Annotated in this window: 2 protein-coding genes; both read right to left on the bottom strand. The window is 53.5% G+C overall.

All coding sequences use genetic code 11. The features are described 5' to 3' along the window. Window positions 1-385 (bottom strand): ISAs1 family transposase (locus G485_RS31265; protein ID WP_156922468.1); only part of this gene is annotated, 385 nt, incomplete at its 3' end. Next, entirely contained in the window at window positions 366-1661 is a 1296-nt protein-coding gene (locus G485_RS27195; RefSeq protein WP_051318378.1) for an ISAs1 family transposase, read from the bottom strand. The genes G485_RS31265 and G485_RS27195, both read right to left, overlap by 20 nt. Between the last annotated feature and the right edge of the window lie 84 nt (window positions 1662-1745).

The following is a 1745-nucleotide window of genomic DNA, read 5'->3' on the forward strand; positions in this document are numbered from 1 at the left end:
CTAAGCGGAACAAGCTAATTGCGAGATTGCGCAAGGTGGCCATGACTCGCGGCCCTTCTTTGGTTCGAATCTGAGAACGGTCTTCGTCAAACGTGACGTCGCGTACCCAATGGAGCCGATTTTCAATCGACCAATGTCCGCGATTCAAATTCAACAATCGAGCGGGATCGGCCCGTTCGACCGATAGGCTGGTGATGCCAAAGACAGTTTCTTCCCGCATCCACTCCCCTTGCAAATTGTAGGTGATTCGGTGGATTCGGCAAACTTGCGCCGCATACGGAAACGTCACGTAGTCGTTCAACTTCGTGCTCGTTTGCAGCTTGCGCACTTCGATGCGCCCGTGCCCTTTATCGCGTGTCACATATTCAGGGGGAAAAATCCTCATCGTCGAGGTCCTCAATCGCTATTTTCAAGTTCGATTGATTCCCTTTGACGGTGAAGAAGTAGTCGGCTTGTTTGTCTTCCACCAAATACCGGGCGTGCTCGACTTGCGTATGCAGCGCATCGGCGGTGACCACTTTCCCTCGCAAGTCCAGAGGGTCCAATACCGATTGAAATTCCCTAATCTCGTTGGTTTTCTTGTCCACCGCCCGTTGCGCAACGACGACGCCTTCCTTGTGCAACAAAGCGGAAAGCAAGTGCAGTGCTTTGCCTTCACCATCTTTGGCACCGCGCACCGTCTTTCCGTCGACCGCGATCGCTTCCGGATCCGTCTGAGCTGTCAGCCACTCGTTCAAGATGCGGTCGAGTTGTTCCGCATCCGCGCTTTGCAGATGTCGTCGCAAGGTCGGTTCACTGGGCGGGATATACCGACGTTGCTCGGGATGGTACCGACACCCCAGGCGACGCAAGAGATCTTGGGACAAATCCGCCGCCCATTCGCCGATTGCCAGAAAACTGCGGGCACCCGAGAGGGTTGCGCAGATTGCGACTGCGAGGGTGGATGTCACGCTGTGGCGAACTCCACGGGGCTTGCGTGGATCCTTGAGCTGTTTCAAACGTTCCAGCAACCCGTCATTCTGATCCAGGTTCACGCCATTCAAATTCACCACAGGCACTCCGCCTCCGCGCAATTCCGGCACCAAAAAAGGAGCGGACAACCACGTGCGGGCGTGCCGATGGAGCGGATACACCAAAACGGTTTTCGTTGTCCCATGATAGTAGTATTGTCCGGCGTTCCGTCCGTAGCCTCGGGTTTGTCCTAGTCGCAACCATCCCGCTGCGATATAGCACGTCCCTGCAAACCGGGCATGATCGACAAACGTTTCGACCAGAATCAACGGATGTCCGTGAACCGCGACCCAATCCGCCGACAACCGTTTTACGTTCAAGGAAAGTACCTTGGAAGCAAGGTTGGGAATGTGTACGCCAGGAAGTATGAGAAAGCGCAGGTTGTTGGCGATAAATAACAACCGGCTCCATTGTTGCTCTTTGGACCAGCCAATCCATTGATCCCGACAGCTGCATTTGAATGCAGCCGTTCCCCAGCCCAGCAAAGCGACCCATCTTCCCTGGATTTCCGCAACATATTTGATCGACTCGCCGACCAATTGGCGAAATCCAAGATAATGATGAGTTCGCATAAGCGTGTTCCATTGTGCTTCCTCGTGAGATTGAATCGGTCGAACGATTAGCGCTGTCAGCTCGATTTGTTTCGTCATACTTGCCCCTTATGGAACCGATAAAATGGGTATTAAGCTCATTGTATCGGTTCTTCGAGGAAAAAGCCAGCGATCTTTAAAATG

Origin of the sequence: Cohnella thermotolerans DSM 17683 (assembly GCF_000429825.1) — a bacterium.
Lineage (GTDB): Bacteria > Bacillota > Bacilli > Paenibacillales > Paenibacillaceae > Cohnella > Cohnella thermotolerans.